The organism is Stenotrophomonas sp. YAU14D1_LEIMI4_1 (assembly GCF_003086815.1).
Classification (GTDB): domain Bacteria; phylum Pseudomonadota; class Gammaproteobacteria; order Xanthomonadales; family Xanthomonadaceae; genus Stenotrophomonas.
This window is the reverse complement of sequence record NZ_CP025997.1, coordinates 2130804-2154107: the sequence shown is the minus strand read 5'-3', so window position 1 is coordinate 2154107 and position 23304 is coordinate 2130804. Positions and strand designations below refer to the sequence as shown.

The following is a 23304-nucleotide window of genomic DNA, read 5'->3' as shown; positions in this document are numbered from 1 at the left end:
CAGAGGCCATCAGGCCCCTGGGATGGGTGCAGGCAATCCTGCGGATCACGCGCCCGTGCAAGCAGCTCTGGCGCGCTGTCCACATACCTACGTGCCAGCAGCCGAGGTTGGATGCGCCCAATCACAGCGATCTTCTGAATGGTTCAACCACATTGGGATGGTGTGACGAATGAGCGCCAGCCACTCCACGTAGAGTCGAGCTTGCTCGACTGTCGTACGCAGCACCGCTATCGAATCCCGGTCTGCTCTGCATACTCTCGGGAGATCACGTCCAGTCCCCCAATAGCAAACTGGTAGAGATGCTCTGCCGTCGCGTCAGGCGACATCTTGAAGACCTCCTGCAGCGGCCCCGGGAAACTGCGCCCGCCCACCACAAGCATCAGGCAGGGCGCGATCACGCTCAGCAGGCATCGGGTCAGCGCGGGGTCGCGCCTGAGCCTGGCCAGCGACCTGGTACGCAATTACATCGAATTACGCACCACGTAACGCCAGGTCCGCCTGATGCGCGAGGATATCGCCGCACTGCAGGACCACGCCGCCCTGCTGCAGGCGCGCGTTGAAGGCGGGGTACTGGACTATACCGACCTGCAGCGGCAACGCGCCGAGTTGGCTGCGTTGCGCGCGCAGTTGCCACCGCTGCTGGCGCAGGAAACGGCCAGCGCCAAACAGATTGCCCTGCTGACGGGTGAGCGTCCCGGCGCGCTGCAGGCCGAACTTGCGCCGCGCGATACCGATGCCGCCGTGGCGCTGCCTGATCTTGCGTTGGGGCTTCCCTCGGAGGTTGCCCAGCGCCGGCCCGACATCCGCGCCGCCGAAGCCCGACTGCGCAGCGCCAGCGCCAGCATCGGCATCGCCAAGGCCGACCTTTACCCCAGCATCCGGCTGGGCGCGAAGTTTGGCTACGAGTCCTACCTGAGCGGTGAATTCTCCGATTGGGGTAGCCGTGCCTGGTCCATCGGCCCCAGCCTGAACCTGCCGATCTTCGACCACGGCCGGCGCAAGGCCACCGTGCAGCTGCGCGAACTGCAGCAGCAGGAGGCAGCCATCAACTACCAGCAGGCCGTGCTGAGGGCCTGGCAGGAAATCGACGATGCGCTGTCCAGCTACGGCGCCGAGCAGCGGCAGGCAAACGAGCTGCAGACCCGCAGCGATGCCGCGGCCGATGCCTACCAGCTCGCAAAGGCACGCTATGACGGCGGCATCACCGATTTCACCTTGGTCCTGGATGCGCAGCGCAGCTACCTGCAGGCGCGCCGCGATCTGACCGCCAGCCAAGGCCGCTTGGGCACCCGGTACGTCGCCATAAACAAAGCGATCGGCAACGCCCCCGTAGAGTCGAGCTTGCTCGACTGAATCCGTCAGCCCCCCCATCACCAGAACCGATCCTGCTCTCCGCCTTATCTCACCTGACAACGCTGCTTGCGAACCCGCTCACGGAACGCTTATACGGCATACTTTCATTGGCAGCTACTGGTAGTGGGGGAAAGTTCCTTGAGCAACCGAAGCACTGCAATCGTTGGATTTGTTGGCAACCTGGCGCCCCTTTTTTGGGGCGAACGCCATGGTGAGTTCTGGTGCGCACGCAGCCTGCACGATGGCACGCTCATCTTGCCATTCAGTGCGGATGAGGATGCGGAAGACGAGGGTTGGGTTCGTGTCTTGTGGCAGGGTGATCCAAGTCGACAGACAGAGATTCTGGGGGCAAGCATCGCTACGCTTGCATTGGAACGCTACGTGCGACTGCATGGCGTGGGTGCTGACGAGGAGAGCATTGCGGCTGAACTGTACTTCATGGCCGAGCACTTCACTTACAAGACCGGCTGCCATGCCTATCTCCCGCAGCTGCGGATGCCTGCTCACCCTGCGATTCGTGCGGCCAAGCGCATGGGCGAGGGCGTGCTGGTCAGCCTCTTGAGCAAGGTGGCGGGTGTTTGATCCGATGGCACCACGCTTCTTTCCAGGCGCGCTCCAAACGAGCGCAGAGGGCGCGAAATGTCCAGTCAAGTGAGGGATAGAGTTGTTTCGTCATTGATTTGCTTCGCGCTATCTGCACTCGTGAATTTTGCGGGGTGGATATGGATATCCGCTTTCATGAAGATAGCGGCGATGCGAATTCCATACGTGTTACTTCTTTCCGTGCTTCTTTCGGTCGCATTCCATGCACTCTCTCGACGCGAAAGTATGCGTGGCATGTTGCGCAGCATGGTGGCGGGTGTGATTGCTGGGCTCGCATTCGGCACTGTGGCGGTCACGCTTTCCAATCTGGCAGTTGCTGGCGGGCACCGCTTGCTTCTGCAGAGCTTCCAGAGGTTCGGAGCAACTGCATTGGTTGCGGACCTTTGGCCTTCGGTAATACTTGGAAGTTGGGTTGTGGGAGCAATCGCATTCTGCGGTGCATCAGGCTACTTGAGGCGAACACCTCCTGAGCGAGTGGTGTCGCGCGGAGACTGATCGTCAAACCGTAGAGTCGAGCTTGCTCGACTGCCCCCCCCCCCTGCCTATTCATCAGCCAAAACAACGATCCAGTCCCTGCATTGAGGTCACGCCTGAAACATGAAGACGATGATGTCCATTTCGGTCTATGGTGATCCGGGAAACAATGCGACCGTGCGTTTTCCTGGGCGCAGGAATCCAGCAGTTGCGGTGCAGTCAGACACCTTGCAGATCCTGCTAACCGATCTCACGCGTGCAAGGCAGTCGTTGGCCAGCGGCGATACTGCCGAGGCCATGGATGAGTTGGATGGTGTACTCGAACGATTGAGTGCGATACACACAGGCATGATCAATGACGTGCGCCGGGAAGGTGACCCTGACGGAACCGATTGGCCTGCAGCGCAGGGGTAACACGCAACTGCCAGGGCCGCCCGGCATGGAATGATCCAACATGCAAAAGAAGACATCTAGTTTCCGGGTAGAGATATTTGTCAGCGTCAGCCGTGCACTGATCGGTGAAGTTTTTCCTTCACTGGTAGCGGTCTGTGCCCTCGTGACGGGGCCGGACAATTTCACTCTGCACTTTTTCCTGGATCGGGACGTTGACGATCATCTTGAAGATGCTATCTCCTGCATTGAAACGGAGGTGATTGCAGCCTTCGCTCGGCAAGTCAACATAGAGGTCGAGATCCGAACCGCACAGCGTCCGCAGCTGCCTGAGAAAGACGCATTCTGGATCTTCCACAGAAAGCTGGAATGATTCGTCGCGCCATGAGTAGAGTCGAGCTTGCTCGACTAATCCCCTCAGCGCCCCATCACCAGAACCGATTCCGCTCCACCAACGCTCACAACACCGAGCGCACGGCCCGATACCAACCAATCAGCCGGCCTCCAGATGGCGCCGAACACCGCTCATCCTTCGGAACCGCAGGCCCAGCCCTCCACCACGGCCGGGCCCGCCCATCGGGAATGCTGACACCCTCAATCTGGTTGAACGCCAGCAACTGCTGCAGATCCAGATACAGCGCCTCAGATTCCGGCGCACGCTGTAGAGCGTCTGCCGGCAGACGCAGCGCGACCGTCGGCTTTGTGCGCTCCACCCTCAGCACGGGAAAGCCTTTGCAGCGCACCTGGAAAGAGGGCGCAACGGCATCCGCCGGGTAGATCGTGAAGCCCGTTGCTCGGCGCGTGGAAACAAATTCGTGCGCACTGCCATAGAGCTTCTCGAATTCCGCGAATCCTACCTTCGGATAGACCCACGTCTCTTCGGCTGCACTCTGCGGCCATGGCAGGCAGGCAATAGCGGCCAGCGCGGCGATGACCATCAGGCCAGACGAGACGAACTGCCTCACTTACGCCCCTACGCCGAGCGGCCGCACGCGTTCCTGGATGAAGACGTTGAGCGCGAGGCAGGCCATCGCCAGGCCTTCCATCACGCGGTCGCCCACGTCCTGGTCGGGTTCTCCGTTCTGGCGCGCGCGCTCGGCGGCCAGCAGTAGTTCCTGCACCACACGCTGGCCAGCCAGGGCGCAATCGGCGTCGGCCAGTGCTATCTGGCGACTACGCAGCGGGTGGCGTTCGGGCCAGGGTTGGCCGTCGGCGGCTGCGCCAGCACCGATGCTGCGCAGCAACTGGGTGAGGGTGCTGGGGTCTGGCGCGGGATCGGCTGCCGGCGGTTCCTGGATGGAATGCGGGGCAGGGGAGTAGGGCGTGGTCATGGCGGGCTCCGTGCGTGCAGGCAGAAGCCGCCACCGATAAAGGTGGCGGACGATGCGTGGCTCGAAATCCGGTTTATGCTGGGACCGGTGGGCACGAAGCCCCCACGCACCGCCCGCCATAGTCGGCAGACGGATTGCCAGCCGACACCACGCGCTGGTGGTGCCGACTGGCAAGCGTAAACATCAGCATAAAACCGGGATTTCGAGCCCCGACCACCGGTGCTTGGTGGCCCGGCAAGGAATACGCCGGGTTGCGCTCAATGCCAAGGCAGTAGGGGCGAAGCCGTCACTGTTTTCAATATTTTCAGAATCGTTTCAAATTGCGAGTCGTGGCAGATGCCTTGGCACACAAGGCTTCCGACGGCATTGGCGGTTCAGGCGAGTGCGTTGTCGCGAACCGACTTCAGCCACCGAGGGCAGGGCAGATGCGACATGCCGATGCCCTCTGCCAGCAACCGTTAGCGGCCCTTCATCGCCATTTTGGTCCGCTCAAGCCACGGCGCATTGTGGCTGCGCGCGTGGCGCGACCAGTGCTTGGCGTCGTCCAGGATGCTGTCGAAAAAGCTGCGGGCCTGATCCCGATCGGCCGGCTGCGGCTGTGCCATCAGCCATTCGGCATACAGGCAACGTGCGGCCGCATCGTTACCGTAGTCCACCGCGCGCTCGAACGCCGCGCGGGCGTCGGGCGATTTGGCTTCGGCCAGTGCCTGCGCATAGAGCAGGGTCTGTTCCGGCTTGCGGCGGGTGTCCGGGTGGCGGGCGAACAGACCGTCCAGCGTCTCGACCGCCAGCGCGGCTTGCCCAGAATCCATGCGAGCGCGGGCCAGGCCGGTCAGGATGTAAGGATCGTCGCCCAGCGGCGAGCTGGCGGCGTGCTCCAGCAGTTCTCGGGCTTCCTCGGCCTGACCGGCATCGAGCAGCGTCATGCCCAGGCGAACCCGGTTCTGCACGGTGGGCGTGCGCGCCAGCTCGGCCCGCGCGTTGCGCAGATCCTGGCCGGGGTTCACGAGTTGCTTGGCAGAACGGAGAAGATGGCGGTCAGTACGTGGAGTCCGATTCCGATATAGGGCATGTGGGTGCCTGGTCCTTGTGGGGGCTGGCACTGTAGTGGGAGTGGGGTGGGGCGCCAATGGGGTGCTGGTTGGGCGTGATGCGTCACGTAAATAAGGCTGGATCCCGTCGCATAACTCAGTGGCTTCGTGCGGGGGCAGGAAAATAGCGCCTGCCCAGCCGCAGGGCTACATGCACCAATAGAATCAGCACCGGCACTTCCACCAGCGGGCCGATAACCGCGGCGAAGGCGACTGGCGAGGCCAGGCCAAACGCGGCGATGGCAACGGCAATGGCCAGCTCGAAGTTGTTGCCTGCCGCAGTGAAGGCGATTGCGGTCGTGCGCGGGTAGTCCTTGGCAATGAACCTGCCCATGAAGAAGCTCAGCACGAACTGGATAATGAAATAGAGCGTGAGCGGGATCGCGATGCGCACTGCATCCATCGGGATGCGCAGCACGTCGCCGCCCTTCAGGCTGAACATGGCAACGATCGTGAACAGCAGCGCCGCCAGCGTGATGGGACTGATCGCCGGCAGGAACGTCTCTTCATACCATCGCACGCCCTTGCGCGCCTTTAGCCAGCGGCGGGTAACGAACCCCGCCAGGAAGGGGATGCCCAGATAGATCAGCACCGCCTCGGCAATGGTCCAGAAACTGACGTCGATCACGCTGCCCTGCAGCCCGAACACCGGCGGCAGCCACGAGAGGAAGAACCACGCGTAGACGCTGAACAGCGCGATCTGGAAGATCGAATTGAATGCCACCAGGCCCGCCACGTACTGCCCATCGCCGCGGGCGAGCTGGTTCCAGACCAGCACCATGGCAATGCAGCGTGCCAGCCCAATCAGAATCAGGCCGGTCATGTATTCGGGGTAGTCGCGCAGGAACAGCACCGCCAGGCCGAACATCAGGAACGGGCCGATGATCCAGTTCTGCACCAGCGACAGCACAAGTACGCGCTTGTCGGCGAACACCTTGGGCAGCTCTTCGTACTTCACCTTGGCCAGCGGCGGATACATCATCAGGATCAGGCCGATGGCGATCGGGATGTTCGTCGATCCAATCGACAGGCTGTGGAGCGCGCTAGGCACGCCTTCGAACATCGCGCCCACGCCGACGCCCAAGGCCATGGCCAGAAAAATCCAGAGCGTAAGGTGCCGGTCGAGGAAGGACAGGCGGGGCGTATCAGTCGTCATGGCAGGTCTCGCAGGGAGCGGTTGGTCGATCTGTGCGATCTCGAAGAGGCGAGACGTCAGCAACCCGCAGGGCGGTCGCAGGCCTGATCGCCCGCGCAGCAGTTTTCGGTCAGGTAGGCCACCAGCGCGCTCATCGCCTGGAACTCGGCCCGGTAGCAGATGGTGCGGCCGCGCTGCTCGGCGGTGACCAGGCCAGCGGCCAGCAGCTCCTTCAGATGGAAGGAGAGGGTGGCGCCAGGAAGGGAAAGCGACTGTGCGATGTCACCGGCCAGCTTGCCGCCCCTTCCGGCCTCGACCAGGAGGCGAAAGATGGAAAGGCGGGTGGCGTGCCCCAGGGCCGCCAAGGCATGGGTTGCAGTCTTATGTTCCATGTTTCTAGAATAGTCGAATCGAATCGGCAGGACAACCCGCATGCAGCAGCTTCCCAATGTCGTCCCAGGCGCCTTGAGCCCTCCGGTTGCCGAAAGGCTGAGCGCGCCGAATGCCTCGCCACACCGGCCCCGCATCCTGATCCTGTACGGCTCCCTGCGCCCGCAGTCCTTCAGCCGCAAGCTGGCGCTGGAGGCGCAGCGGTTACTGGAGCACTTGGGTGCAGAGACCCGGCTGTTCGATCCGCACGACCTGCCGATGCTCGACTCGGTGCCCGCCTCGCACCCCAAGGTGCAGGAGCTGCGCCAGGCCTCGTTGTGGTCTGAAGGACACGTGTGGGTCAGCCCGGAACGCCACGGCACCCTGACGGCCGTGTTCAAGAACCAGATCGACTGGCTGCCGCTGGAGGAGGGGAGCGTACGCCCCACCCAAGGTCGCACACTGGCCGTGATGCAGGTTTGCGGAGGCTCCCAGTCCTTCAACGTGGTCAACGCGCTACGCGTTCTTGGCCGCTGGATGCGGATGGTCACGATTCCAAATCAGTCCTCGGTAGCCAAGGCTTGGCAGGAGTTCGATGACGAGGGGCGCATGAAGCCGTCGGCCTACTACGATCGCGTCGTGGATGTGATGGAAGAGCTGGTCAAGTTCACCCTGCTGGTGCGTGGTCGCAGTGACTACCTGGTTGACCGCTACAGCGAGCGGAAGGGCGCAGTCGAAGCGGCCGCGCTTGCCGCCGCGGCCGGCGTGCTCGAGGCCGCAGTGGATGAAAAGGAGAACGCATGAACGCTGTGATCTACCACAACCCCAAGTGCGGCACCTCGCGAAACACCTTGGCGCTGATCCGTCACGCCGGCATTGAGCCTGAAGTAATCGAGTATCTGGCCAATCCGCCCAGCCGAGCGCAGCTGGTCGCACTGATTGCTGCCGCCGGATTGGATGTTCGCGGCGCGATTCGCCAGAAGGGTACGCCGTATCTGGACCTGGGGCTGGACGATCCCGCGTTGAGCGACAGCGCACTGCTGGATGCCATGCTGGCCAATCCTGTTCTCATCAATCGGCCCTTCGTGCAGACGGACATGGGCACGCGCCTGTGCCGACCGTCCGAGGTGGTTCTGGATATCCTGCCAGCGGTGCGGGAGCCCTTTGCTAAGGAAGATGGCGAAGTGGTGATTGACAAGGATGGCAAGCGCGTTCGTTGAAAGGCTAAAAAGCCACGGGGCAGCTACCCCTGAAAGCAAGCATGCGATGAAGCGAAGCTTTGCGAAGGTAGCCGTTACTTCGGTTGCGGCGCTCGCTGGCACTTCGACGCTCCGCCACGGTGCTTCCAGGGATCGACCGACCCGTAGCAGCCGCTGGTGCAGCAGCGCAACCGGCCGCTCGGTCCGCTTGCATGCTGGGTTGTTAGCCAGACCCAGCCACCCTATGATCGAGCTGTATCAGGACAAAGCCTCACCATGCAGTACTTTGTGGATAGGTCGCATACCCGGATCTACGAGCCTGTCTACTAGGTAGTTAGACCGCTAAGGATTGCTCAGTGAACTCTCTGGTCTTTGCTTTTCAGATTGAGTTTTTCGTGGCAGCGCTATGTGCAGTTGTAATTTTTTACATGCAGGTTCGTGGCTATCGCAAGCACGGGAAGCAGTTCTTTCTTACTTTGGCAACCTCAACTGTATTTGCGGTAGCCGCCACTTTTATGAGAGCGCTCCCATACTTTCTTCAGATACCTGAAAGCCAATCGATCAAGCTGTACTGGCTGTCTATCCCGCTCGCTATTCTTGCCACTGCACTTGCCACATGGGGCAGCGTCCAGTTCTTTCAGGCATTCGATGATAAATAGTACGCAGGCATCGCGGCCTAGCGGATTGTTCAAGCCGACGCCGCTTCGCGGCCCGGCCGCCAGATAGCGGCGCACACCGCTCATTCTTGGGCACCACAGGCCCAGCCCTCCACCGATGCCTTGGCGCGCAAGGCTTCTGCCGGTATTGGCGACTCATGCACGTGTGTTGTCGCGAACCGTCTGTAGTCGCCGCAGGCAGGGCGAATGCGGCATGCCGATGCCGGTGCATAGAGCACGGCTTGTTCCGGCTTGTTTTCATGCTTTATGCGACGTTGTTTGCTGGCTGGCTTGAGAAAAAGGTGACCGATACTACGCCTGGATTCAACCCGGGCGAAAATGCGCAGTGGTGCTGTCTGTAGATGAGGTCAGTCAGCTGGAGATGGCGCGAGTATCTGCGGCGTCAATGCATCTTTATCGGGGGAGGGGGCGGATGTCCGGTCTTGGTTGCGGCGCCTCATGCTCCGTCACCTTGTCGCGCGGATCATCTGGCCGTGGCTGCGGTTTCAGGTATGCCATGGCACCGAATTGCAAGGTGCGGTAGCATCGACTTCGCGCCCTGCCCATCACAGTAAGCGCTCCATCAGCGCCAGCAGTGGTGCTTGGAGAGGAAATCAATCCGTTGAAGTTTGAATCCAGGACTGGATGCCGACCGCGATGATACAGACCCCCACAGGCTTCACGAAAAACCAGCATTACGTTCCGCAGTTCTATCTCAAGTATTTCTATACGCCGAATGAGAAGTGTCTTTTCGCGACCGACACTAGGAGCCTGCCAAGCGGGCCGCTTGCCAAGCCAGAACAAAGAAGCGCAAGAAGAATTGCTGCAGTCAGCTACTTGTACACAGCACTGAATGAGGAGGGCGAAGCCAGCAACGACTTGGAGACGGCATTTTCGAAACTCGAGGACTACTGCTCGAAGATCCTCGTGAAGTTCAAGCGCCCACACTTCGAGCCTGATGAAAATGACAGGCTTGGCCTATGCGTGTTTGTCGGTTCGCTCCTGCCTCGCCACCCAAGGCATGTATTCGGTGATCGCAGCTCGGATATTCCCTCGGAATTATCAAGGGCTGACATAGACCAGAAGAACGATTTTCGAGAGGCCGCCTGGCCCACCGCCGCCATTGCATCAAGAATTCTATGCGGCATGGCGATGAAAGTGCATTACTTTGAAGATGACATTCTGATAACGTCCGACGCGCCTACTCTCATAATTTCGATCCGGACCAACAAAGTAACCCACCTGAGTGATAGCAGCGCCTGCGTCTACTTCCCGGTTAATCCCCGCTGCCTGATTGTGTTTGGCGGAAGCTCTGTTGCCTTTGACGCTCCAAGTGGCGAGAAGGTCTTCACGGATCCATCGGTAGGAAAAGCAATCCGACAACTGATTATTGACTGCAGTTGGCGGCAGGTCTTCTCGCCGCACCCGTTGAACGAATGTGACGTTCTACCCGCCGACGTGCATGCGTGATTCTGCTGCAGATCGCGCGTGCGCAATCAATCGGGCGGGGCGGTAGTACAGGACACTTCGCATGGCCCGGGGATTGCTGCGGTTGTGTAGGCTTCCCCTGCAGGCGAGCTTCGAGCGGACTTCGCCATGGGGTAGTTGGCAGAGATCTGAGCAAATTGCTAATCAGTGGTGGTCCGTCTAGCAGAGTGCGGCTCTCCACGTCGGCCTACCACGAGAGGCGCTGGGATTGATCTTATTTCAGTGGTGGGAGCACGTCGTGCGACGCGCACGGTGGCGACGGAGAACGCAGAAAGTCGTAGCGGCGTGGATAGCCGTGGCGCAGCCCTAGGCGCACCGCCTTCCCTCTCCCAGCAAGCCGATAAGAGTTCGGGCGACCGGTGGCAGGAGGGCGGCTTCACGGTACCAGCCCGAGTTCCACTCAGGCGTTGGTCTCTGACCTAGGGCCCATATAGATCGTCCGGATCGATGCCGGCGCCCCAAAGCAGGCGGTCGCGCCGGACCTGCTCAGCCCATTTTTCACGTAGTTCGGGGACCTGGACGTCTGCTGCGGCACCACAGTCTGGACAAGTCAGTACGATCATGTCGGGAGCTTGGCTTAGCCCCTGTGCTTTCGACAGGCGGGCGACGTAGTCACAGGCCGAGCACTTGCAGAAGATTGCTTCGATTTCATCGAAGCTTCCATTCAGACGCAATGTCGAACGGATCCTGAGGATCTGGAAGGGGCTTTGGGGGGACATGTGTCTAGCCAAGTAGGGGCTGGACACGGGTACGAAGGATTTCGTGCCGGAGAAGAGCCAAGAGCGGGCAGTCTCTCACACGAGCGTGAACGCTTCATAAAAAGTGAATCCGCCACCTGGCGACTATGAGCTTCCCCATCTACAGCGGAGAGATCGAGATGAGTTTCCAGCATCCCTCGGCAATCTCTTCTGCTCCAGGGTCGCCTCGAAGGCTGGGCCGACGTTCCAAGCGCTCCCTAAGGTCCAGTAGCCAAGCCAGGCGGGTGCCGTGTGGGTTCCTGATATAGATGTCGCAGGCTAGCCGGACAATCGGTGCGACCTCATGGCGGAAATTTACCGCAGGGAGCGTTCCGGCATTGAAGGCCAGTTCCCAGTGGCCTAGCTCTCTGCTGACGTCGACGTAGTCTTTGTCTCTAGGGCTTTCCATGGCAGTTCTCCTATAAGAGCTTGGACTCTACTCGCTCGGTTGCTGGCCTGTTTGCGCCGTCGTTCATAAACGGGCTGCTGCTACACGCTGCCCCAACAGGCTAAAGAGGAATGTGGTTGTGCAGCACTGGGCTGTAATGGAGTAACAAATGAACAACGTCAACCAAAGTCACGGCACTCGCTCCACCGAAGGTAGCGACGCAGAGCGCACCGCTCAGAAGGGACAGGGCCAAGAAAACGGCGAAAAGCTCGGCGGGGGGGCAGATGGAAAGGATGAGAAGGATCCCCAGAAGCAGAAGCAGCAGAGCGGCCAAGAGGGCGGTCGGCAGGGCGGTGGCAAGGATGAACAGGGCGAGCAGCGGAATGCTCCCCGCTAAGCCATGACGAGAAGCCGCGCGCCGCGCGGCTTTCTTTTGACCACGCGGACGCAGAAATTATGGCCTTGCACGAGGAAACGGTGAGCCTGATGGCCAAGATCATGTACCAGTCCAGGCCGTCAAGAACGACGACGATGGGGGCGTGCCGAACTTGTCGTTGCCCCAGTCCAGGCGGAATGGAGTGCGCGCGTTGTCTCACTGATGAGCTAGGGAGAGTTATTGAGAATCATGGGGCCGCAATTCGTTGGCTTGATTCCTTCCTGAAAGTGCAGCAGGACGAGGCCCAGGTACTCCTGTGCGCCTCTCGCGCCATGCGCAGGACATCTGGCTGAGCAATTGAGATGGGTTAGGTACTCACATGCCTTTTTTTATCAGCATCTACGATAGAAATGGAACCGGTCTTCGACTTCCCGCGGGTTGGTGGATTGACTTGTCGGGCTCTCCCCCGGCGTTGGTCCGGCGATCGACCCGGATCGATTTGCCGATGACGTTCGTAGATGAGCATCCGCGGCTCGAGCCGGTTGTTCTGGAGGACCTCTGTCGCCGCATCGAGGGTGCACAATGGCTGATATAGAGAGGTACGACCCAAGGATCGTGCGTTGGCTTAGTTTTCGCTTGAAGAACGGTCAGTCCATAGGTCCAGAAAAACTTAAAGCGATCTGGTCAGACGCGTCTGAGACCAACAATTGCATTGTGCGCAGGGAGCATGACCCGGACGGTCACGTGGTCTATGCGCTTTACGGGTCGCGTGGGCTTCAGCTGCCACGGCGCGCCGAAATTAGGCTGCGGAGAATGCTGGAAGATGCAGGCTACACGTTTACCATGGGACCGATAGCCGTCCGACATCCAGTTGAAGGCTAGTCCTGCCTTCGACCCTAAGTCGACGTGAGATTAGGGTGCGTTATCAAGGGTAGGGCGACGGTCCGCTTCTGGCCGGAAGCGGACATGGGAAGTTCGTTCCCCAGAGTGGTGAATCCATCCGATGCCACTCCGTGAAGTCCTAGGTGCCCAGAGGGCAATCGAGGATCAGCTACACCAGGAGCTGCATGCAGCCCAATCTGCAGCCATCTCGGCCGGTCAAGCTACCGATGTTCTCCGGGGCAGGTGTGAGGGACTTGAGAAGCAACTCAGCAGTCTGCGAGAGCTTCCGGCGCAACTGGAGGCAACCTTCAAGCGGAACACACCGAAGCAAGCGACGCCAAGGTTGCGCCCACGACGCCAGAGCCCGAAGTCGACATGAGCGTAACCGCCGATTTCCGACGCATGCTGGCTGCATCGATTGTCGCCCGCACGCGCGCCACCACCTGATCGTGATGAATCGCCGGTCGCGCATCGGCAATGGCGCGCTCAATTTTTGCCCGGAGCCACTGGTTGTAGCTCTCGGCCACAGCTGACTCAGATTCGGAACTGCTGAAATTGAACCTGCCCATGGAGGAACCGTACGCCAACTGTCTTACGAACAGGGTCGAAGGCAGCTACAGCCGACACTTCCTTATTTAGGATGGTGTCCCTGAATGCCTCAAAATTCCCAATGAAATCAAGAAGGGGCACGCTCCTAAGCAAAAGGACAAGAATCAAGAAAACTGACATCTAGCTGGAATTGGGGAGGTCCAGCCGCTGGTCAGAAGCCACGCGCCATTTCGCAATCTTGGTACTTGTTTGTACTGTTGCGCCCCGGAAATGGCTGTTTCAGCGAGCAAAATGCACGAATCCAGAGCATTTAAGTGTTTCGCCGACGTCGAGGGCCAAGTGTTGCGGCTGATGCTTGAGCAAGGCGCAACGGAACTTCATGATCACGCAACGGGCAGGCACCTGCCGTTGCGCGACCCCGGGGCACGTGATGGCCCTCCAGACTGTGGCGCAGTCAGGAGTATGCGCTTTCTTCAGCTCGCGAGATTCAAGCGGCTGTGCTCGAAAAGCACGCAGGACGTAGGGTTGCCGGCGTCCGACTTCCGGCGGCTCTTCGGCGCGGGTACCAAGAGGTGAACCCGGACCTAAATCAGATCCAGATCGTCCGGCGTCAGCCCTGCCAGCGCCAGCACCCTGTCTTGCCTCATCTGTTCCCCCCAGAGACTCCATGCCCGGTCAGTGGACAAGATCCCCGTCACCCTGCAGGCTGGGCAAGTCAGTTCGACGCCACCATCTACATCGACAAGTCCGCATCCCCGAAACATGCGTGACTCGTCCCCACATGCGCCGCACTTGGCCTGAAGCGTCTCGACGCGCTCGATCGTTCCGTTGAGGCGCAGCAAAGGACGGATCCTCAGGATCCGAAAAGCAGCTGGATAGGTCATGTGTCGTGCCGGTCAGGGGCTAGACACGGAGGCGAAGGATTCGCGCCCAAGAGGAGCCAAGTGCGGCCAGCGTACAGGATGAATTGTTAAGAATCCTCAAATTGACTTCACCCGTTGGCGCCGGTGCGAATGTCCTGGCGGAGACTCGACTCAGCAAGGGTTACCGCAATGGTTTGGCCGACAGCTGAACTCCATTCGGCCCCGGGCGGCAGGGAGAGTAAGCTCACCTTCAACCATTTGACCCGGGGCTCTTATGGATCTCATCAGACTGCTGCGATCGCTTGAGGAGTTCCTCTATGAACTCGTAGGGTGGCTGGTGTTCTACCCGCGAACCCTGTGGAGGGTGCTGGTGCAGCCGGGCGAGGTAGCGCACTACACGCGCCGAGAGTTCTCCAAAGATCCGGAACAACGATTCGCCGATGCCATCAGCCCTGTGCTGATGTTGATTCTGTCAGTGGTGCTGGCGCACGCATTGGAAATGTCTACGCGCACCGCCCCCCTCGCGGTATCAGGACCCGTAGGCAAGCTGCTGTTTGGGAGTGAGCAGGGGCTGCTGCTCACCCGTTCAGCTGCCTTCTGCATCTTCGCCCTGGGGGCGGCGCTAAGCACGCTGTGGCGACAGCGCCTGCCCGTCAACCGCGACACGCTGCGGGAGCCTTTTTCGATACAGGCGTTCATTGCGTGCCCATTTGTGATTCTGCTTGCAGTTTCGCAGGCAGTGGGCTCTGCTGGTGGAGACATTGCGCATGGCTGGGGTGTGGGGATCGGAGCGCTGGCAGTTGCATGGTACTTGTGGGCGCGCACGCGCACCTTCGTGGCACTGAACGGCACAGGGTACCTCCAGGCATTTGGCTTTGTACTCGGCTCCTTCCTGGTGACGCTGGCCCTGGTCGTCGCACTGACGCTCGCGTTGGTTCTCTAGATCAAGAGACCGGTTAGCAGCCGAGCCTGAAAACGAAATCCGATCAAATGACTAACAATCGGCTAACAACGGCCTAATTCTGCCTTAATCGGTGCGCTTCAGGATGCTGTCCCATGGACATGATCCCAGCGCCGATTCCCATGGCCCCGCATCCGGGCAGATTCGCCGAAGCAACCCTCATCGGGCCTGATCATCCGCTGCGTGGTCAGGTGCAGTCCTTCATCGCCGAGACCTATCGTCAGCGCTTCGGCGCGGAGATCCGCGAGTTCATGCCACAGCTGCTGGCCTACCGCGATTCGCAGGGCGCACTGGTGGCGGCAGTCGGGCTTCGACACGCAGACAGTGGCCCGCTGTTTGTGGAGCACTATCTGGATGCGCCCGTCGAGGCCGTGCTGGCGCAGCATCTTTCCAGTGCACCTCAACGAGCACAGATCGCCGAGGTGGGCCACTTTGCGGCCACGACGGCGGGCATCGCACGCGAGTTGATCGTGCAGCTGGCCTGGGTCCTGCGCGCCGCCGATGTGGATTGGGTGATGTTCGTGGCGACGCAACAGCTGCGCAACGCGTTCGTCCGTCTGCATCTGGCACCGCTCGAACTGGTGCCCGCGCGTGCCGAGCGCATGGGCGACAGCGCGGGCGACTGGGGCCGCTACTATGAATCGCAACCGCGCGTGATGTGCGGCGATATCCGCGAAGGCATCGCCTTTCTTAGCGGAAAGGCCTGCTCGATAGACCCAATGGATACGGTCAGTTCCGTGGGGGTGGCCGGATGAGTGTTGATGCACAGCACGTCCTGCGCCTGCTGCAGCAGCATAGCCAGCCAGTACTGACCGCTCAGGGGACGATGAGTGCGTCCGAGCTGCGGTCTCGCGTACTGGAACTGACACAGTGGCTGCAGCGGACAGGTATCACCTGCGTTGCCAGTCGCCTGGACAACGGCCCCGACTGGGTGGTGCTCGACCTGGCCCTTCGCATTGCCGAAGTGGTGCACGTACCGTTGCCCACCTTCTTCTCGGATGAACAAGTGCAGCACGCACTGCAGACCAGCGGTGCCCAGCTGCTGGTGCTGGCGGAGGGCGCGCCGCCGCCGTGCGGGATCACGGCCGCACCAATGGCGTTGCCGACACTGAGTGCGCACGGCTTAGGCCTGGACGCTCCTGCTGGCAGTACCCTGCCGCTTGGCACGGCCTGCGTGACCTACACCTCGGGCAGCACAGGGCGCCCGCGCGGCGTATGCCTTTCTGCCGGAACGTTGATGGCCACCGCCGCGTCATTGGCAGACGCCGCAGGTGACATCGCACCACGCCGGCATCTGTGCCTGATGCCGCTGTCGACGCTCCTAGAGAACGTCGCAGGATTGTATGCGGCGTTGTTGTCGGGCGCCGAGATCGCGCTGCCGTCCCTGCAGGAGATCGGTTACACCGGCGCAGCAGGGCTGGATATCCCCATGCTGCTGAGCTGCCTCAATCGTTACCGCCCCGAGAGCATCATCCTCGTGCCGCAGCTGCTTCTGGCCCTGGTCATGGCGGCAGAGCAGGGCACTGAACTGCCAGCATCACTGCGATACCTGGCCGTTGGGGGAGGCCGGGTTTCTCCCGGTCTTCTGTCGCGGGCACGGCACCTGGGGTTGCCGGTGTTCGAAGGCTACGGCCTGACCGAGTGTGGGTCGGTGGTGTGCCTGAATCGTCCTGGTGCCCAGCGCGATGGCACGGTGGGGCGGCCCCTTCCACACGTGAGGGTCCAGATCGTGGACGGAGAAATCGTGGTGTCCGGTGCGCGTGCACTGGGTTATCTGGGCGATGAGTCGCTGCCGGAGGGGCCGATCCACACCGGTGATCTGGGACACATCGATGCCGACGGCTTCGTGCATGTGACTGGGCGGCGCAAGAACGTCTTCATCACGGCGTTTGGCCGCAACGTGTCGCCCGAATGGGTGGAGAGCGAACTGCTTTCGCACCCGGCCATCGCGCAGGCCCTGGTCTGGGGGGAAGGGCAGGCCGACAACCTGGCATTGCTGGTTCCGCGCATCGCGCAGCAGGGATCCGGCGCGCTCGACGCGGCGCTGTCCACCATCAACGCCGGCCTGCCCGACTACGCGCGCATCGCGCGCTACGTCACCGTCGCGCCATTCAGTGCGAACGCCGGCCTGTTGACCGCCAATGGTCGCATTCGTCGCGAGGCCATCCTCGCCCGTTACCAGGCAGAGATCGGCGCCGCCTACCGGCGCTCTGTGTTCAGCACCACCGGAGACCCTGCATGAGCTTCCACGATCACCTTCTTGCCCAGACCACCAGCGAACGCCAGTTATTGCTGCAGATTCCCATTATCGGCGATGCACTGGCGGGCCGCATCGACCGCGGCGACTACGTGGCGTTCCTGCAGCAGGCGTACCACCACGTGCGCCACACGGTGCCGCTGCTGATGGCGTGCGGCTCGCGCCTGCCTGCGCGCTTGGAATGGCTGCGGACTGCGATCAGTGAGTACATCGAAGAAGAGATGGGCCACCAGGAATGGGTACTGGACGATATTGCTGGTGCGGGTGGTGATCCGTCCGTGGCTGCGGCATCCGAACCCGCATTGGCCACCGAGCTCATGGTCAGCTACGCCTACGACACCATCCAGCGCGGCAACCCGGTGGGCTTCTTCGGCATGGTACTGGTGCTGGAGGGCACCAGTGTGGCGCTGGCGACGCAGGCTGCAAACACCTTGCAGGCGTCGCTGGATCTTCCGCGCAACGCCTTCACCTATCTGCTCTCGCATGGTGATCTGGACATCGAGCATGTCGGCTTCTTCAAATCGCTGATGGACAGGCTGGACGACCCCGGCGATCAACAGGCTGTGATCTACGCAGCACGCCGCTTCTACGTGCTGTACGGCGATATCTTCCGCACCCTGCGCAGTGGCGGTGCGCGTATGGCGGAGGCGGCGTGATGGACCTGCGTGGACGTACGGTCATTCTGACCGGGGCCAGCGGTGGCATCGGCCGTCTGCTCTGCGGCGGCCTGGTGGGCGAGGGCGCACAGGTCGTAGCGGTGGGTCGGAACCACTCCCGGTTGAAGGCGCTGACCGACATGTTGCCGGAGGGGGCTGTCATACCGGCGGTCGCCGATGTCGGGACGGCGGCGGGACGCGGCAGGTTGCTGGCAAAAGTGGATGCGCTACCCAGGCCACCTTCGGTGCTGGTCGTAGGCCATGCCAGCGCTGCCTTCGGACTGTTCGGTACGCAGACCGAACAGGCATTGGAACAGCTGATGCAGACCAACCTTGTCGGTTCCATGCTGCTGATCCGCGTCTTGCTGCCCCTGTTGGAGCGGCAGCCGCAAGCCAGCGTGGCCGTTCTTGGCTCGACGTTCGGCAGCCTGGCTTTCCCGGGTTTTGCCGCATACAGCGCCAGCAAGTTCGGATTGCGCGGTCTGGTCGAAGGACTGGGCCGCGAGTATGCCGGCAGCACTGTCAAGTTCCAGTATCTGTCACCACGCGCCACCCGCACGGATTTCAACAGCGCCGCCGTGGATGCCATGAACGCCGAACTGGGCGTGTCCCACGACTCGGCCGAGAAGGTCGCGTCAGCGTTGTTGCAGGCCTTGCGCACAGGCAATCCGCGCCTGCAGCTTGGCTGGCCAGAGCGGCTGTTCGCTCGGTTGAACGGCCTGCTGCCAGAACTGGTGGACCGTAGCCTCCGCAAGCAATTGCCCGTCGTCAGGCGCCATGCAGGCAGTGCCGCGGCGGCGAATTCTTCCGCATTCCATCCCAACAAGGACTCCTCCCATGAAGCGCACGCAGGGTAAGACCATGCTCTATCTCATCCTTATTGCCGCCGCTGTCCTGGTCGGGGTCGCCGTGGCCGCCGAACCATCCGTGCCAGTGACGCAGATCCGTGACCGCTGGGCGCAGATCAACTACCAGACGCCGAAGCCGCAGCGCGAGGCGGCGTTCATGGCCCTGTCCAAGCAGGCCGCACAAGCCCGGCAGGCGGCCCCGAGGGATGCCGGCGCGCTGATCTGGGAGGGCATCGTGCTGTCCAGCCTTGCTGGCGAGAAAGGTGGCATGGGCGCACTCAGCCTGGTCAAGCAGGCCCGCGCCGATTTCGAGGCAGCGCTGAAACTGGATCCCCAGGCCCTGGATGGCGCGGCGTATACCAGCCTGGGCGCGCTCTACTACCAGGTTCCAGGCTGGCCGCTGGGCTTCGGCGATGACGAGCAGGCGCGCCAGCTGTTGAAGAAAGGGCTGGATATCGACCCCAATGGCATCGACGCCAACTATTTCTACGGCGATTTCCTGCGCGACCAGAAGGAGTGGGGCCCGGCGCAGGCGGCGCTGCAGAGGGCACTGGCAGCACCGGCGAGGCCAGGGCGTGACGTGGCCGATGCCGGCCGCCGCCATGAGATCGAGGCCAAGCTGCACGATGTGATGGGCCATATTGCAAAGTGAAGCCCGCGACGGGACACTGCCTTCATGCGCATCCTCCTCGTCGAAGACGATCGCTCCCTGGGTGAAGGCATCCGGACCGCACTTCGCCGGGGCGCGTTCGCCGTGGACTGGGTGGAAGACGGCACGGCCGCCCTCTTGGCCGCCCAAGATGGTGATTTTGATCTGGTGGTGCTGGATCTGGGGCTGCCACGGGTAGACGGGATCGAGGTAATCCGCCGCCTTCGCGTGGCGGCGAACCCGGTGCCGATCCTGGTGCTCAGTGCCCGTGAACGCCCGGCCGATCGTACGCTCGGGCTGGACGTTGGGGCAGATGACTACCTCGGGAAGCCCTTTGATACCGCCGAGCTGCTGGCACGCGTACGCGCACTCGTCAGACGCAGCAGTGGGCGTTCGCATCCCACGCTGGACTCCGGCGACCTCCATCTTGATCCGGCCACGTTGGAGGCGCGATGGAGAGGACGGACGCTGGATCTGACCCGCCGCGAGTTCTCGCTGCTGAGATTGTTGATGGAACAGAACGGGCGACCGATGGCGCGGGAAACGATCCAGAAGCACCTCTACGGCTGGGATGAAGACGTCGCCAGCAATGCGGTGGATGTTCATGTGCATCAACTGCGGCGCAAGGTCGACCCTGCGATCGTGCGTACTGTGCGGGGCATCGGGTATGCGCTGGGGCAGTCGTCGGAGACGGATGCATGAGGTCCATGAGACGCAGCCTGCTATGGACCCTGCTGGGTACCTTGGCGGTTCTGATGGCCGTGGCCGGATTCTTCAGCTATCGCGCCGGCTTGCAGGAAGCAGGAGAGATGTTCGACGCCCGGCTGGTGCAGTCCACGCGGGTACTGATGGGGTTGGTGGATGAGCCATTGAGTGATCTAACCGCATTTCCGGGCGATCCCATCGTGCTGCGTGGCTGGCACGGGCACGCTGAAGGCGTCGGCGAGGCGTTGGCATTCAGCGATGGACATGCCTATGAGAGCAAGCTTGCTTTCCAGGTGTGGGACACGAAGCAGCGATTGCTGCTCCGCTCAGACAGCGCTCCAGCCCGGCCACTGGCTCCATTGGTGGCCGGCTACGACAGTCCTGTGATCGACGGCGAACAATGGCGCACCTTCACATTGCGGACTCGCGAGGGCCGTTGGTTCCAGTCTGGCGAGCGGTCGGACATCCGCGAAGAGTTGGCAGAAGATATTGCGGGAGGCACCATGCTGCCACTGCTGCTGGCGCTGCCCTTGATGGCGCTGGTGATCTGGTGGAGCGTCAATTACGTGACCCGCTCGCTGCAGAGGGTCTCGGACCAGATCGGAAGGCGCGACCCCGAGCGCATGTCGCCATTGGAAGCTGCTGACGTTCCTCGCGAGGCGCAGGGGCTGGTGTGGGCTGTGAACGGCCTGCTTGCGCGACTGAATGAGGCGCTTGCGCGTGAGCGTCGATTTGTTGCCGACGCCGCGCACGAGTTGCGCACACCGATCAGCGCACTGAAAGTGCATGCTGAGAATGCCCGCATGGCGCAGGATGAAGAAGGAAGGGCGAGCGCCCAGGACATGGTGGCCGACTCAGTAGCGCGACTGGAGCGCCTGGCGTCGCAGCTGCTCACACTCAACCGCGCAGAGGCCGTATCCCGGTTGACTTCGGTGCGCCTGAGGCTCGACGCCCTGGTTGGGCTGGAAGTGGATGCGCTGCGTCCCATCCTGTCGCTGAATCGCCAATGGCTACAGCTGAAGCTGGACAGCGCGGAGATCAAGGGTGACGAGCCCGCGTTGACGGCGTTGGTTCGCAACCTGCTGGAAAACGCGGTTCGCTACACCCCTGTCGGCGGTCGCCTGAATGTCTGCGTGAAGCAGGCGGAGGGTAGGGTGTTGCTCGTCATCGCCGACAGCGGCCCCGGCATCGCGGAGGAAGAGCGCGATCGCGTGTTCGACCGCTTCTATCGAACGCTGGGCAGCCGGGTACAGGGAAGCGGGCTGGGGCTGTCCATTGTCCGGGAGGTGGCTGACGCCCACGGCGCGAGCGTCACGCTGAGCTGCTCGCAGGAGCTGGGCGGTCTTGAGGTGACGGTGAATTGGGCAGCAGATTCGGCGTATCGTGCCGCCATCTCCAGCTGAAAGCCGGACGCCCGGAGAAGACCCGAGAAACGTGGCTTGAGGCTCATGGCTGTCCCCTTTCTGCAGCGCGACGATGAATGAGGCCATGCATGAGTACACCGGCGACCATGGCCGCAGCGAAGATGATGGCGAAGGGCTGGCCGGTTCCCAGCAACGCGATGGCCGGGCCGGGGCACACTCCGGCCAGCCCCCAACCCAGGCCGAATAGCGCCGCACCGATGACCAGGCGCCGATCGATGATGTGATGGGTGGGAATGTGCAGCGATACGGCAAGCACCGGCGTTCTGCGAGCCCGTATCAACAGGTAGGCTGCGCTGGAAGGGATCAGTGCGCCCAGCATGACCAGCGCCAAGGAGGGATCCCAGGCATCGCTCACATCAAGGAAAGCAAGCACGCGAGTTGGGTTGGCCATATCGGATACGACCAGTCCCAGTCCGAAGAGTGCGCCGCACAGGAACGCGGTGAGACGTTTCATGCCGTACCTCCAGCCAGAATCCGCACAAGGGTCGCTGCGCCCATGCCCGTGAGCATGAACACGCAGGTGGCCACCACCGACCGTGGCGATGCCCGGCCCAGGCCGCAGACACCGTGCCCACTGGTACAGCCAGCGCCAAGACGAGTTCCGTAACCTACCAGCAATCCGGCAATCACCAATACCACTGCTCCCGTTGCGGAAGGCGACGGCAGTGCTATGGGTCTGGCCGCCAATGCCAAGCCAGAGGCCAGGGCAAGTCCTGCCAGAAACAGGACAGCACTGCCGCGCCCCCCGTCACCCGGCATGCCAAGTGTCTTGGCAAGCAGGCCAGAAACGCCGGCAACGCGACCGAGAAGGACTAGATATGCACCGGCTGCTGCACCGATCATGGCACCGCCAATAAGCGGCCAATACCACGCAAGATGAGAGAGCGTCATAGCAGGTCCACCGGCAGCTTGAGGTAGCGCACGCCGTTTTCCTCGGGTTCGGGCAGATGGCCGGCGCACATGTTGACCTGCACGGAAGGCAGGAGCAGTCGCGGCATCGGGAGCGTCGCATCGCGGGCTTCGCGCATTTCCACGAACATGGCTTCGGTCACGCCCTCGTGGACATGCAGGTTGGCTGTCTTTTCTGCACCGATGGTCGTTTCCCATGCGAAATGGTCCCGTCCGGTGGCTTTGTAGTCATGGCACAGGAAGACGCGGGTAGCGTCGGGCAGGGACAGCAGACGCTGGATCGAGCGATACAACTGGCGAGCCGAGCCGCCTGGAAAGTCGCATCGGGCGGTGCCGTAGTCCGGCATGAACAGCGTGTCTCCAGGAAATACAGCATCCCCGATCACGTATGCCAGACAAGCGGGGGTATGGCCCGGCACATGCAGCGACATCGCCTGGAGGTTGCCGATGCGGAAGGACGCGCCATCGGAAAACAGGCGATTGAACTGGCTTCCATCCCGTTTGAATGCAGTACCGGCATTGAAGACCTTGCCAAAGGTTTCCTGGACCGTGGTGATGCGTTCGCCAATGGCCAGCGCGCCTCCCACCTGATGCTGCAGCCAGGGCGCTGCGGACAGGTGGTCTGCATGGGCGTGAGTTTCCAGCAACCATTGAACCTGCAGGCGCTCGGCACGCACGTAGTCCACCAACGCCGATGCGGAGGCTGTGGAAGTGCGGCCTGCGCCCATGTCGAAGTCCAGGACGCTGTCGATGATGGCGCACGCTGAAGAAGATGGATCGCGTACAACGTGGCTGGCAGTGAACGTGGCAGGATCGAAGAAGGTCTTCACGCAAGGCGAGGGAAGCAGGCCGGCGCGCGCATCGTTGACCACGCGCGCAGCCTGCTCTAGAGGGGTGTCTACCGCAACGGACAGGTTCACGACCGGATCCTGGAGGGATGATGACTGCATAGTTACATACATTCATAAACTCTACAACTATAGGGGCGTGGTAGATTTCGCAGCCTGCCGC

Annotated in this window: 27 protein-coding genes; 17 read left to right on the top strand and 10 right to left on the bottom strand. The window is 61.8% G+C overall.

Annotation, left to right across the window (positions count from 1 at the left end):
- Positions 1 to 501: 501 nt before the first annotated feature.
- The 4 genes from C1932_RS09980 to C1932_RS09965 all read left to right on the top strand — a co-directional run bounded on the left by C1932_RS09980 (position 502) and on the right by C1932_RS09965 (position 3193).
- Positions 502 to 1353, top strand: coding sequence for an efflux transporter outer membrane subunit (locus tag C1932_RS09980; protein ID WP_199912019.1), 852 nt, complete (start codon positions 502 to 504; stop codon positions 1351 to 1353).
- A gap of 138 nt (positions 1354 to 1491) precedes the next feature.
- On the top strand, positions 1492 to 1935 hold the full coding sequence (locus C1932_RS19815) for a hypothetical protein (RefSeq protein WP_159094526.1): 444 nt from the start codon (positions 1492 to 1494) through the stop codon (positions 1933 to 1935).
- A gap of 630 nt (positions 1936 to 2565) precedes the next feature.
- Complete coding sequence (locus C1932_RS09970) at positions 2566 to 2844, top strand: hypothetical protein (protein WP_159094525.1); 279 nt, start codon at positions 2566 to 2568, stop codon at positions 2842 to 2844.
- Positions 2845 to 2884: 40 nt separating this feature from the next.
- Positions 2885 to 3193, top strand: a complete 309-nt coding sequence (locus C1932_RS09965) for a hypothetical protein (RefSeq protein ID WP_108762014.1) — start codon at positions 2885 to 2887, stop codon at positions 3191 to 3193.
- Positions 3194 to 3278: 85 nt separating this feature from the next.
- On the opposite strand, the gene C1932_RS09960 is transcribed toward C1932_RS09965, so the two are convergent.
- The 5 genes from C1932_RS09960 to C1932_RS09940 all read right to left on the bottom strand — a co-directional run bounded on the left by C1932_RS09960 (position 3279) and on the right by C1932_RS09940 (position 6769).
- Positions 3279 to 3758: a hypothetical protein gene (locus C1932_RS09960; protein WP_159094524.1), complete on the bottom strand. Its 480-nt coding sequence runs from the start codon at positions 3756 to 3758 to the stop codon at positions 3279 to 3281.
- A 27-nt stretch (positions 3759 to 3785) separates the two neighbouring features.
- A complete protein-coding gene (locus C1932_RS09955) occupies positions 3786 to 4151 on the bottom strand; it encodes a hypothetical protein (protein WP_108762012.1) in 366 nt (121 codons plus the stop codon).
- 458 nt (positions 4152 to 4609) lie between these two features.
- The gene (locus tag C1932_RS09950; RefSeq protein WP_234412348.1) at positions 4610 to 5077 is read right to left on the bottom strand and encodes a tetratricopeptide repeat protein; all 468 of its coding nucleotides are present in this window, start codon (positions 5075 to 5077) and stop codon (positions 4610 to 4612) included.
- Between the two features lie 262 nt (positions 5078 to 5339).
- Positions 5340 to 6398: an ACR3 family arsenite efflux transporter gene (gene arsB / locus C1932_RS09945; protein ID WP_108762010.1), complete on the bottom strand. Its 1059-nt coding sequence runs from the start codon at positions 6396 to 6398 to the stop codon at positions 5340 to 5342.
- 56 nt (positions 6399 to 6454) lie between these two features.
- Positions 6455 to 6769, bottom strand: coding sequence for a metalloregulator ArsR/SmtB family transcription factor (locus C1932_RS09940; protein WP_108763413.1), 315 nt, complete (start codon positions 6767 to 6769; stop codon positions 6455 to 6457).
- Between the two features lie 40 nt (positions 6770 to 6809).
- Here C1932_RS09940 and arsH point away from each other — a divergent pair, with 40 nt between their 5' ends.
- From arsH to C1932_RS09920, 4 genes are all read left to right on the top strand, one after another.
- On the top strand, positions 6810 to 7550 hold the full coding sequence (arsH, locus tag C1932_RS09935) for an arsenical resistance protein ArsH (RefSeq protein WP_108762009.1): 741 nt from the start codon (positions 6810 to 6812) through the stop codon (positions 7548 to 7550).
- Entirely contained in the window at positions 7547 to 7966 is a 420-nt protein-coding gene (gene arsC / locus C1932_RS09930) for an arsenate reductase (glutaredoxin) (RefSeq protein WP_108762008.1), read from the top strand. Before arsH ends, arsC begins: the two co-directional genes overlap by 4 nt.
- Before the next feature lie 335 nt (positions 7967 to 8301).
- Positions 8302 to 8604: a hypothetical protein gene (locus C1932_RS09925; protein WP_108762007.1), complete on the top strand. Its 303-nt coding sequence runs from the start codon at positions 8302 to 8304 to the stop codon at positions 8602 to 8604.
- Positions 8605 to 9258: 654 nt separating this feature from the next.
- A complete protein-coding gene (locus tag C1932_RS09920) occupies positions 9259 to 10071 on the top strand; it encodes a DUF4238 domain-containing protein (protein ID WP_159094523.1) in 813 nt (270 codons plus the stop codon).
- Positions 10072 to 10508: 437 nt separating this feature from the next.
- Here C1932_RS09920 and C1932_RS19920 read toward each other — a convergent pair whose 3' ends face one another.
- A complete protein-coding gene (locus C1932_RS19920) occupies positions 10509 to 10808 on the bottom strand; it encodes a hypothetical protein (RefSeq protein ID WP_199912018.1) in 300 nt (99 codons plus the stop codon).
- A 575-nt stretch (positions 10809 to 11383) separates the two neighbouring features.
- Between C1932_RS19920 and C1932_RS19810 the strand changes: the two genes are divergently transcribed.
- Positions 11384 to 11611: a hypothetical protein gene (locus C1932_RS19810; protein ID WP_159094522.1), complete on the top strand. Its 228-nt coding sequence runs from the start codon at positions 11384 to 11386 to the stop codon at positions 11609 to 11611.
- Between the two features lie 1169 nt (positions 11612 to 12780).
- On the opposite strand, the gene C1932_RS20015 is transcribed toward C1932_RS19810, so the two are convergent.
- On the bottom strand, positions 12781 to 13041 hold the full coding sequence (locus C1932_RS20015; RefSeq protein WP_234412346.1) for a hypothetical protein: 261 nt from the start codon (positions 13039 to 13041) through the stop codon (positions 12781 to 12783).
- Between the two features lie 1117 nt (positions 13042 to 14158).
- Here C1932_RS20015 and C1932_RS09880 point away from each other — a divergent pair.
- The 8 genes from C1932_RS09880 to C1932_RS09845 all read left to right on the top strand — a co-directional run bounded on the left by C1932_RS09880 (position 14159) and on the right by C1932_RS09845 (position 21363).
- Positions 14159 to 14827, top strand: a complete 669-nt coding sequence (locus tag C1932_RS09880; protein ID WP_108762001.1) for a hypothetical protein — start codon at positions 14159 to 14161, stop codon at positions 14825 to 14827.
- Between the two features lie 113 nt (positions 14828 to 14940).
- The gene (locus C1932_RS09875; RefSeq protein WP_108762000.1) at positions 14941 to 15600 is read left to right on the top strand and encodes a thermostable hemolysin; all 660 of its coding nucleotides are present in this window, start codon (positions 14941 to 14943) and stop codon (positions 15598 to 15600) included.
- Positions 15597 to 17087, top strand: a complete 1491-nt coding sequence (locus C1932_RS09870) for an AMP-binding protein (RefSeq protein WP_108761999.1) — start codon at positions 15597 to 15599, stop codon at positions 17085 to 17087. The genes C1932_RS09875 and C1932_RS09870 overlap by 4 nt, the downstream gene beginning before the upstream one ends.
- A complete protein-coding gene (locus C1932_RS09865) occupies positions 17084 to 17758 on the top strand; it encodes an iron-containing redox enzyme family protein (RefSeq protein ID WP_108761998.1) in 675 nt (224 codons plus the stop codon). The genes C1932_RS09870 and C1932_RS09865 overlap by 4 nt, the downstream gene beginning before the upstream one ends.
- A complete protein-coding gene (locus C1932_RS09860; RefSeq protein ID WP_108761997.1) occupies positions 17758 to 18615 on the top strand; it encodes an SDR family oxidoreductase in 858 nt (285 codons plus the stop codon). Before C1932_RS09865 ends, C1932_RS09860 begins: the two co-directional genes overlap by 1 nt.
- Positions 18596 to 19258 (top strand): hypothetical protein, encoded by a 663-nt coding sequence (locus tag C1932_RS09855; RefSeq protein ID WP_325051531.1) that lies wholly within the window; start codon positions 18596 to 18598, stop codon positions 19256 to 19258. The genes C1932_RS09860 and C1932_RS09855 overlap by 20 nt, the downstream gene beginning before the upstream one ends.
- A gap of 24 nt (positions 19259 to 19282) precedes the next feature.
- Positions 19283 to 19957, top strand: a complete 675-nt coding sequence (locus C1932_RS09850; protein ID WP_108761996.1) for a response regulator transcription factor — start codon at positions 19283 to 19285, stop codon at positions 19955 to 19957.
- 17 nt (positions 19958 to 19974) lie between these two features.
- Positions 19975 to 21363, top strand: coding sequence for a sensor histidine kinase (locus tag C1932_RS09845; protein WP_108763411.1), 1389 nt, complete (start codon positions 19975 to 19977; stop codon positions 21361 to 21363).
- Between the two features lie 43 nt (positions 21364 to 21406).
- Here the strand turns inward: C1932_RS09845 and C1932_RS09840 are convergent, their stop codons facing one another.
- From C1932_RS09840 to C1932_RS09830, 3 genes are read right to left on the bottom strand one after another with little or no spacing between them, the layout of a single operon-like run.
- Positions 21407 to 21838, bottom strand: coding sequence for a YeeE/YedE family protein (locus C1932_RS09840; protein ID WP_108761995.1), 432 nt, complete (start codon positions 21836 to 21838; stop codon positions 21407 to 21409).
- Entirely contained in the window at positions 21835 to 22275 is a 441-nt protein-coding gene (locus tag C1932_RS09835; protein WP_108761994.1) for a hypothetical protein, read from the bottom strand. Before C1932_RS09835 ends, C1932_RS09840 begins: the two co-directional genes overlap by 4 nt.
- Positions 22272 to 23213: an MBL fold metallo-hydrolase gene (locus tag C1932_RS09830; RefSeq protein WP_234412345.1), complete on the bottom strand. Its 942-nt coding sequence runs from the start codon at positions 23211 to 23213 to the stop codon at positions 22272 to 22274. The genes C1932_RS09835 and C1932_RS09830 overlap by 4 nt, the downstream gene beginning before the upstream one ends.
- Between the last annotated feature and the right edge of the window lie 91 nt (positions 23214 to 23304).

What these genes read in the sequence shown, in the direction of transcription:
- arsB (WP_108762010.1), bottom strand. Translation starts at nt 6,398, where the DNA reads ATGACGACTGATACGCCCCGCCTGTCCTTCCTCGACCGGCACCTTACG.
- C1932_RS09855 (WP_325051531.1), top strand. Translation starts at nt 18,596, where the DNA reads ATGAAGCGCACGCAGGGTAAGACCATGCTCTATCTCATCCTTATTGCC.
- C1932_RS09860 (WP_108761997.1), top strand. Translation starts at nt 17,758, where the DNA reads ATGGACCTGCGTGGACGTACGGTCATTCTGACCGGGGCCAGCGGTGGC.
- C1932_RS09960 (WP_159094524.1), bottom strand. Translation starts at nt 3,758, where the DNA reads ATGGTCATCGCCGCGCTGGCCGCTATTGCCTGCCTGCCATGGCCGCAG.
- C1932_RS09955 (WP_108762012.1), bottom strand. Translation starts at nt 4,151, where the DNA reads ATGACCACGCCCTACTCCCCTGCCCCGCATTCCATCCAGGAACCGCCG.
- C1932_RS09880 (WP_108762001.1), top strand. Translation starts at nt 14,159, where the DNA reads ATGGATCTCATCAGACTGCTGCGATCGCTTGAGGAGTTCCTCTATGAA.
- C1932_RS09965 (WP_108762014.1), top strand. Translation starts at nt 2,885, where the DNA reads ATGCAAAAGAAGACATCTAGTTTCCGGGTAGAGATATTTGTCAGCGTC.
- C1932_RS09875 (WP_108762000.1), top strand. Translation starts at nt 14,941, where the DNA reads ATGGACATGATCCCAGCGCCGATTCCCATGGCCCCGCATCCGGGCAGA.
- C1932_RS09980 (WP_199912019.1), top strand. Translation starts at nt 502, where the DNA reads ATGCGCGAGGATATCGCCGCACTGCAGGACCACGCCGCCCTGCTGCAG.
- arsH (WP_108762009.1), top strand. Translation starts at nt 6,810, where the DNA reads ATGCAGCAGCTTCCCAATGTCGTCCCAGGCGCCTTGAGCCCTCCGGTT.
- arsC (WP_108762008.1), top strand. Translation starts at nt 7,547, where the DNA reads ATGAACGCTGTGATCTACCACAACCCCAAGTGCGGCACCTCGCGAAAC.
- C1932_RS20015 (WP_234412346.1), bottom strand. Translation starts at nt 13,041, where the DNA reads ATGGGCAGGTTCAATTTCAGCAGTTCCGAATCTGAGTCAGCTGTGGCC.
- C1932_RS09850 (WP_108761996.1), top strand. Translation starts at nt 19,283, where the DNA reads ATGCGCATCCTCCTCGTCGAAGACGATCGCTCCCTGGGTGAAGGCATC.
- C1932_RS09940 (WP_108763413.1), bottom strand. Translation starts at nt 6,769, where the DNA reads ATGGAACATAAGACTGCAACCCATGCCTTGGCGGCCCTGGGGCACGCC.
- C1932_RS09870 (WP_108761999.1), top strand. Translation starts at nt 15,597, where the DNA reads ATGAGTGTTGATGCACAGCACGTCCTGCGCCTGCTGCAGCAGCATAGC.
- C1932_RS09970 (WP_159094525.1), top strand. Translation starts at nt 2,566, where the DNA reads ATGTCCATTTCGGTCTATGGTGATCCGGGAAACAATGCGACCGTGCGT.
- C1932_RS19810 (WP_159094522.1), top strand. Translation starts at nt 11,384, where the DNA reads ATGAACAACGTCAACCAAAGTCACGGCACTCGCTCCACCGAAGGTAGC.
- C1932_RS09950 (WP_234412348.1), bottom strand. Translation starts at nt 5,077, where the DNA reads ATGACGCTGCTCGATGCCGGTCAGGCCGAGGAAGCCCGAGAACTGCTG.
- C1932_RS09920 (WP_159094523.1), top strand. Translation starts at nt 9,259, where the DNA reads ATGATACAGACCCCCACAGGCTTCACGAAAAACCAGCATTACGTTCCG.
- C1932_RS09840 (WP_108761995.1), bottom strand. Translation starts at nt 21,838, where the DNA reads ATGAAACGTCTCACCGCGTTCCTGTGCGGCGCACTCTTCGGACTGGGA.
- C1932_RS19920 (WP_199912018.1), bottom strand. Translation starts at nt 10,808, where the DNA reads ATGTCCCCCCAAAGCCCCTTCCAGATCCTCAGGATCCGTTCGACATTG.
- C1932_RS09865 (WP_108761998.1), top strand. Translation starts at nt 17,084, where the DNA reads ATGAGCTTCCACGATCACCTTCTTGCCCAGACCACCAGCGAACGCCAG.
- C1932_RS09835 (WP_108761994.1), bottom strand. Translation starts at nt 22,275, where the DNA reads ATGACGCTCTCTCATCTTGCGTGGTATTGGCCGCTTATTGGCGGTGCC.